8 protein-coding genes and 2 pseudogenes are annotated in these 6,827 nt (G+C 37.7%); 5 read left to right on the forward strand and 5 right to left on the reverse strand.

The genetic code is table 11. The features are described 5' to 3' along the window. Positions 1-152 precede the first annotated feature (152 nt). The 5 genes and pseudogenes from DYY66_RS06510 to DYY66_RS06535 form a co-directional block, all read right to left on the reverse strand. Entirely contained in the window at positions 153-311 is a 159-nt protein-coding gene (locus DYY66_RS06510; protein ID WP_166287197.1) for a hypothetical protein, read from the reverse strand. 176 nt (positions 312-487) lie between these two features. Continuing rightward, positions 488-975: ABC transporter ATP-binding protein (locus tag DYY66_RS16210; protein ID WP_394352596.1), on the reverse strand; the 488-nt coding region annotated here is incomplete at its 5' end. Between the two features lies 1 nt (position 976). Further along, positions 977-1,494: pseudogene (locus DYY66_RS06520) on the reverse strand (ABC transporter ATP-binding protein); the annotation flags it as partial. Between the two features lie 52 nt (positions 1,495-1,546). Next, entirely contained in the window at positions 1,547-2,089 is a 543-nt protein-coding gene (locus DYY66_RS06525) for a hypothetical protein (RefSeq protein WP_166287258.1), read from the reverse strand. A 213-nt stretch (positions 2,090-2,302) separates the two neighbouring features. Continuing rightward, positions 2,303-2,575: pseudogene (locus tag DYY66_RS06535) on the reverse strand (winged helix-turn-helix domain-containing protein); the annotation flags it as partial. A gap of 157 nt (positions 2,576-2,732) precedes the next feature. Between DYY66_RS06535 and DYY66_RS06540 the strand changes: the two are divergent. From DYY66_RS06540 to DYY66_RS06555, 5 genes are all read left to right on the forward strand, one after another. Further along, positions 2,733-3,239, forward strand: coding sequence for a hypothetical protein (locus tag DYY66_RS06540; protein WP_166287262.1), 507 nt, complete (start codon positions 2,733-2,735; stop codon positions 3,237-3,239). Between the two features lie 115 nt (positions 3,240-3,354). Then, positions 3,355-3,783, forward strand: a complete 429-nt coding sequence (locus tag DYY66_RS06545) for a DUF6659 family protein (protein ID WP_166287264.1) — start codon at positions 3,355-3,357, stop codon at positions 3,781-3,783. Between the two features lie 23 nt (positions 3,784-3,806). Next, positions 3,807-3,947, forward strand: coding sequence for a hypothetical protein (locus tag DYY66_RS14440; protein ID WP_255496250.1), 141 nt, complete (start codon positions 3,807-3,809; stop codon positions 3,945-3,947). 447 nt (positions 3,948-4,394) lie between these two features. Next, positions 4,395-5,165 (forward strand): ABC transporter ATP-binding protein, encoded by a 771-nt coding sequence (locus tag DYY66_RS06550; protein ID WP_255496252.1) that lies wholly within the window; start codon positions 4,395-4,397, stop codon positions 5,163-5,165. After that, positions 5,152-6,827 (forward strand): COG1361 S-layer family protein (locus tag DYY66_RS06555; protein ID WP_166287266.1); only part of this gene is annotated, 1,676 nt, incomplete at its 3' end. The genes DYY66_RS06550 and DYY66_RS06555, both read left to right, overlap by 14 nt.

Consider the following 6,827-nt stretch of genomic DNA (forward strand, 5'->3'; position numbering starts at 1 on the left):
GTGGGATTTGAACCCACGAACCCCTAAGGGAAGGGATGTCTTACGAAAGATCTTGAGTCCCTCTCGGTTGACCGGGCTTCGGTACCTCTGCAACGAGAGATCCCTATACTGAATATATAACTGAAACCGTGTACGTCTTTTTTGAATGTCTCTTACTGTTCACTAACGATCTTTTCTGACATTGCAGGCATGGTATAGAAAAACTCGTCTTCAAAACCATAGTCCTGCTTTCCAGTCTTTCTTAATGCTTCAAAGTATTGCATACAGTTTGTGTAAAACTCGTTTGATTTTGGTTGGTTGTCTATTTGCATGCATATTGATTAAAAAAATTGGGTTTGTATACCAATGTAAGAAACTTTAGACACTGTTATTGTCTTTTTTTTATTACTTGTGAGGGCCTGCAAGTGCCACAAAGAACTTGTTCAGAATTTGAGGTACCATTTTTCATACTAGATTTCTAAAATTGCTTAAAATGTGAAAATTCTTTTTATTGTGCAGTCTCTTGAATTCCAAGCCATGCATAGCCTTTCTGTTCTAGTTCGTCTGCAAGTTCTTTTGGACCTTCCTTGATCATCTTTCCTTGTGCCATCACGTGTACATAATCAAGTTTATCCAAGAACTTGAGAATTCTTGCATAGTGTGTGATTACAATCACGGTTGCATCCTTTCTTGAGACTGAACTAATTGCCTTTGCTACAGCTTGTACGGCATCAATGTCTAAACCTGAGTCTGGTTCATCAAGAATTGATATTCTTGGTTGTAGTACTGCCATCTGTAAAACCTCGGATCTTTTCTTTTCTCCGCCAGAGAATCCCTCGTTTAAGTATCTTGAAAGAAAGTCATGCTTTAAACCGACTTCATCAAGGTTCTTTTTTAGGTAATTCTGAAACTCTCTTACTGTGAGGAAGACTTCTCTTTTTTCATCTGCAAGTGATTTGCTTAGTGCATTGTATGCAGTTCTAAGAAAATGAGAATNGATATCCTTGGCTGCAGTACTGCCATCTGTAAAACCTCTGATCTTTTCTTTTCTCCACCAGAGAATCCTTCGTTTAGATACCTTGAAAGAAAGTCATGCTTTAAACCGACTTCATCAAGGTTCTTTTTTAGATAATTTTGAAACTCTCTTACTGTTAAGAAGACTTCTCTTTTTTCATCTGCAAGTGACTTGCTTAATGCATTGTATGCAGTTCTAAGAAAATGAGAATAACCTACACCGGCAACCTCTGTTGGATATTGGAATGCTAGAAACAGTCCCTTCTTTGATCTCTCATCAGGTGAAAGACCTAGGATGCTTTCTCCGTCTAGTAAAATATCTCCTTTTGTAACTTCGTATTTTGGATGACCTAGAATTGTATATGATAATGTACTTTTGCCAGATCCGTTTGGACCCATAATTGCATGAACTTCTCCTGGACCTGTCTTGAGATTTACTCCTTTGAGAATTTCTTTACCGTCTCTTTGCACATGCAGGTCTTTAATCTCAAGTATTGCCATTAGGAATCATGATTACTTTTGGATATATAATCTAACAAAAACTTAGCTCTGTCTAACTGCTAGTCTTCGCCACAAGTTCCTTGTCTACTTTGTCTTTTAGTGCCTTGTATTTAGTAAATCTCTTGTTCCAATGCGAAAAGAAGCGGTATTCCTTTATTGCAATGAATAACAATATCGCAGCAAACACTATTGAAATTACGATGAATATTCGCAGTCCGAAAAATATTGGTCCTATGTGAGACCTGTCCATTCCGGGCGGAGGCATCATTGGTAAATCTCTGATTACTGTACCGTTTTGATCTACAACCTGAAGATGCATTCCATTGATACGGTGCATGTCTGTAAAGTTATACCCACCTGGTTCCAGATGTCTTATGTTGTAATCTGGATGTTCTAACAAAACTCCACCCAATACCAATGCAACAGGACCGAAAAATAATGCACTTGTAATAAAAATCAGAAATAAACGACGTGAACTGTTGGTATGGGATAAGAGTTCATCTAAAATTTCAAGAATGTTTTCCGATTCTTTTTTCTCGTCTTTGTCATCTGTGGACCCATTCTTTCCTGGCGGATTATTTTCTGGCTCTGGCATCTGCTAGAAACACTCCGGTTGCATTAAAAATGCTTCGCTAACTTTGTTCTCTATCATGTTTTTCACTCCTAGGAAAAATATCTTCATACGGTTCTAGAATTAACTTGCAAAACTCTCTTCCTTTCTGTGTCACTGCATATTTTATTATCTTCTTGTTTCCCCATGCCTGCTCTGTTCTTTTTATGAAACCTTTTCTCTCCATACTCTCTAGANTGGAAATATGTCCTCATATGGTTCTAGAATTAACCTGCAAAACTCTCGCCCCTTGTGTGTCACTGCGTATTTTATTATTTTTTTATTTCCCCATGCTTGCTCTGTTCTGCTTATGAATCCCTTTCTCTCTAGGCTTTCAAGAATGTCTTTATGCTTCATTAAATTTAAACCACAAAAACTGAGAAGAGATGTTTGATTAAGTTCTCCATGTTCTGTCAATTTTAATATGATATCTTTTCTAATGTAGACTCGGTCTCTGTATTCGTGTGACAAGATTATTGTTCTGCCGTATAAATAACGTATTAAGCTTTTTACCTTGATTTCTCACAAAAATTGAAACCAACATTGCTAATACTTTTACCTTTCAGTAACAATGTTCACTGACATAGTTGCACAATTTTTTATTAACTAAATATGATACTAATGCTCAATGAATACAAAAGACCTCTTCAAGAACCACAAAGTGCTTGCCGTCATAATCGGTGTAGCAATTATTGCTACAGTGGGAGTGTCAGCAGCATCTGCACAAGTTCAAGGAACACAAACTACACAACCTCCAACAATACAGGGCACAATCAACCTACCGCAGACAATACTGTCTGGAGTACAGACAAAGTTTTCTGCAGCATCTGATACTGCAGCATCAGCAGTAACAAATGGAAAGACAATAGGTGGAAGCCTGACTGTTGTACAAGGATATGTTGTATACAGTTTCCAAGTAGTCGATGACAAGAACATGGTATATTCCGTGATTGTCGATCCTGCAAATGATAAAGTGCTGTATACCTCTCCAGGCCATCAATTTGGAATGGGTGGTTTTGGCATGGGTGGCGAACATGGAATGATGAAACACAGATTCCACATGGGCGGTAATCCTCAAAACTCAGCTCCATCTGCACCTGGAACCACAACTCCATCCAGCGGATCATCATCCTGATCCAAAATTTTTTTCATTTTTTATTATACAAATATTGAAAAATATCTTCCTTGAATAACATTGTTCATTAACAATGTTTGATAAGCGTTTTATTCGAAACGACTGGTAAAAAATTATGGAGTCTGGGCTTGATGCAATTCCAAATTTTGAACGTAAAATACCATCACAAGAGACACTAGAATCTATTTGTGCGATGATCCTAGATCTGGATCCTAATATCCGATTTGCTGGGGTGATAAACAATAAGGGCAGACTTCTTACCGGGCATACCAAGAAGGGAATTCGGGCTTTTACAACTCAGAAAGATCAGGAAATGTTGCTCATGGAGACTGCATTGGGAGTGAGGATGCGTAAAGAACATAATTCACACTTGGGGCCTGTAATTTTTACCGTTTCTTATGGAAGTAAAATAATATCGATGAACTTTCCTTTAGATGATGAAATTCTATGTGTCTCTGCTGAAAAAAAGATCAATCTTATGACCGTGCCATTTCTAATACTGAAATTTTTGGCAGCAAATTTGGATAAAAAAGATGTATTATGACAAAAGGCTGTGACAAATAAAACATGTTTGATAAGAAAAAGGATTTCAAATGTAAAGAATGTAATATGAGATTTGATGATCCTAAAAGATTAGAGATACATTTCAAGGCTGCACATCCTGCAAAACATGATGGATTTAGGCAGAAATGGTATTGGGATAATTAACAAGTTGCATTACATAATTTTTTGGCAAAATCCAAGTCCAGATCAAAATCTACAAAACAACACCCGACAAATTTTATAGAAATGGTTTTCATATGATGCAAATTAGATTAGAACCACGAGATGTTGCAAGATTGATCTCAAATGATAAACAATGTATGTAGAAAATGTACTATAAGATTGATTGAAGGAGATATTGTAGTGAGAATTGGTGGAAGACCTCCAAAATATTATCACAAGGAATGTTTCAGGGTGTATTGATTAGAGGTATACCATGTAACACCTGTCATACTTTTCGAACAGGTGATTCTTGCGTCATCATTAACAATGTTCATGAACAAGGTTTGATAATCGTTTTATTCTAAAAATAATCAACATATGCAATGACATCTTTCTTGGACCTATATGATTCGCATAGTGATCTTTTTTATGCATATGAAATCCAAATAGATGAATTCTAAAAGGGGATTGATTTTGAAAAACATGACAAAAGAATTGGTAGTTGAAAAAGACACTCAGAAAATTGTAGATAACAGCTCCTTTGCTCTAAAGGTGGAGAATCTCTCCAAAATTTATGATTCAGCTGCAGGAAGAGTGGTTGCTTTGGATAAAGTCAGTTTTGCTATAAAAAAAGGTGAATTTGTGTCAGTTGTAGGCCCATCCGGTAGTGGCAAGTCGACCGTTCTGAATATGATTGGGGCACTAGATAGGCCAACAAGCGGAAAAATCTACATTGATGGAATTGACATATTCTCTCTTAATGACTCTGAAATTGCTACCATGCGAAATAGCCGTATTGGCTTTATCTTCCAATCGTTTAATTTGATAAATAGAACAACTGTACAAAAAAATGTTAAACTGCCTGGACTAATTGCTGGCATGTCAAATGCTGAAGCAAACTCTCGTTCTTTGAAAATATTGGAGGCTCTTGGCATTGCTGACAAGAAAAACCAAAAACCAGTAAATCTCAGTGGTGGACAACAACAACGAGTTGCAATTGCTCGCTCTTTGATAAACAACCCGACTATAATTCTAGCAGATGAGCCTACTGGTAACTTGGATACAAAAACAGGAGACGATGTATTTGACATGCTTAAAATGCTTTCACATAAATTCAAACGAACTATCGTTATGGTAACACACAATCCAGAGCTTGCAGAATCTACTGATAGATCAATATTGCTAAGAGATGGGAGGATAGAAAAAGATGCCATCAATTAGTATACCTACCAAATTTTCTACTAGGAGACTAGGAGTAAAATTTGTTATTCCACTTTTGATTGTAATGCTCTTTGTGCCAACAACGCTTTCAACTTTTTCTGCATACGGCCAAGTACAGACACAAGATTGTTTTGCACCTCTTACTACTATTCTTGATGCCACTTATGCTGGTCCTGTGGTTGTTGACTCGTATTGGGTTGATCAGGGAACATCCTCTGCAAATGATGTTACAAGTAATCCTGTGAAAAAAGAAATAGGTCCAGGAGAAGGACCATCAGTTTTTGCAGTAGTCTTTAACAATAGAAATTCAGCCTTTCCAATAACTTCGATTACCGCATTTCTTAATCTACCATCAGGATTCACCCCTACCGGAGAGAGCGCAAATCCCCAATTGCTTCAACATTACAACCAAGCATCAAGAGTTGCAACTAATCCTGCAGTAGGAAACTATTATGGTACTGTACAACCCGGTGCATCATTTACCATGTATTTTAACATAAACGTACTACCATCTGCCAAAGTAGGTACTTTTGGAACCACTGTTGTTGCAAATTATGTTCAAGTGGGTGTAGTTGGACAACAGTGTACTTCTGCACTACTCAATGTCCCATTTGTTCTTCCTGGAAAAGTGATATTGGATGCGTCCACTGCAACTTCTTATCTTACTCCTCAAACTAACAATCCTATCTCAATTACAATTGAAAACAAGGGTTCTGCTGATGCAACCGGAGTGGTGGCAACCATTGTAAACCTTGGAAGTTCTAAAGGTAGTACTGGTAATAGTGGCAGTGGAGGATCTCTTGTATTGCAATCTGCTACCACGCAGATAGTCAATCTGGGACCTAATACTTTCAACTTGGGCACAATACCTGCAAAATCAAAAGTTGTGATAAGTACAACAGTTTACCCAAGTACTGCAACAGCTGGCACTACCCAAGAAGTACAACTTCAGATAAATTATCAAAATGCCTGGGGAAAACTTTCAACTGATTCTGTCAGTACAGGACTTGTTATTGAACCAAATCCGCCACAATCTCTCAGCTTGTCATATCTTGGTAATGCATCTACTCCTGTAATTACTGCAGCTACATTGGATGATCTTGATTTTGCCGTTGCAAATAACAGCACTAATCCAATGTCAAATATTTTAATCTCACTTGTACCACAGTCAACTTCGGTTTCTGTAGTTGGTCCATCTACTTGGACAATACCAGACCTAGAACCAGGAGACAGACAAATACTCACCACAAAGGTTTATGCCGCAAATACTCTGATCAATAGTCCAGCTTCTTTTACATTGACTGCAAATTATGTATCAAAAGGACAAACATTAACAAACTCTCTTACCTTGGGAACTTTTGTAGTTGGCAACATCAAGCTCCAAGTCTATGGACTATCTGCAAGTTCTGTAGGTGGAACCACTAATCTTGTAGGTAATTTACTCAACCAGGGTAGTACAACTGCATTATTTACAACAGTCCAGCTTGCACCATCACAGCTCTTGGATGCTATGAGAGCTGCAAGATTTGCAAATTCTACAAATAACCAATCTCAATCATTTACACCATCTGGACAAGGAGACAGCGGACAAGCTGCTGGCCAAGTATTCCAAGGTAGTGGTCAAGGAGGATCCCAAGCAGGAGATGGACAAGGCTTCCAAGG

The organism is Candidatus Nitrosotalea sp. FS (genome assembly GCF_011319475.1).
Classification (GTDB): Archaea; Thermoproteota; Nitrososphaeria; order Nitrososphaerales; family Nitrosopumilaceae; genus Nitrosotalea.

Bases quoted from the DNA above. Each gene is read 5' to 3' on its own strand.
- DYY66_RS06510 (WP_166287197.1), bottom strand. From the start codon at position 311: ATGCAAATAGACAACCAACCAAAATCAAACGAGTTTTACACAAACTGT.
- DYY66_RS06525 (WP_166287258.1), bottom strand. From the start codon at position 2,089: ATGCCAGAGCCAGAAAATAATCCGCCAGGAAAGAATGGGTCCACAGAT.
- DYY66_RS06540 (WP_166287262.1), top strand. From the start codon at position 2,733: ATGAATACAAAAGACCTCTTCAAGAACCACAAAGTGCTTGCCGTCATA.
- DYY66_RS06545 (WP_166287264.1), top strand. From the start codon at position 3,355: ATGGAGTCTGGGCTTGATGCAATTCCAAATTTTGAACGTAAAATACCA.
- DYY66_RS14440 (WP_255496250.1), top strand. From the start codon at position 3,807: ATGTTTGATAAGAAAAAGGATTTCAAATGTAAAGAATGTAATATGAGA.
- DYY66_RS06550 (WP_255496252.1), top strand. From the start codon at position 4,395: ATGAATTCTAAAAGGGGATTGATTTTGAAAAACATGACAAAAGAATTG.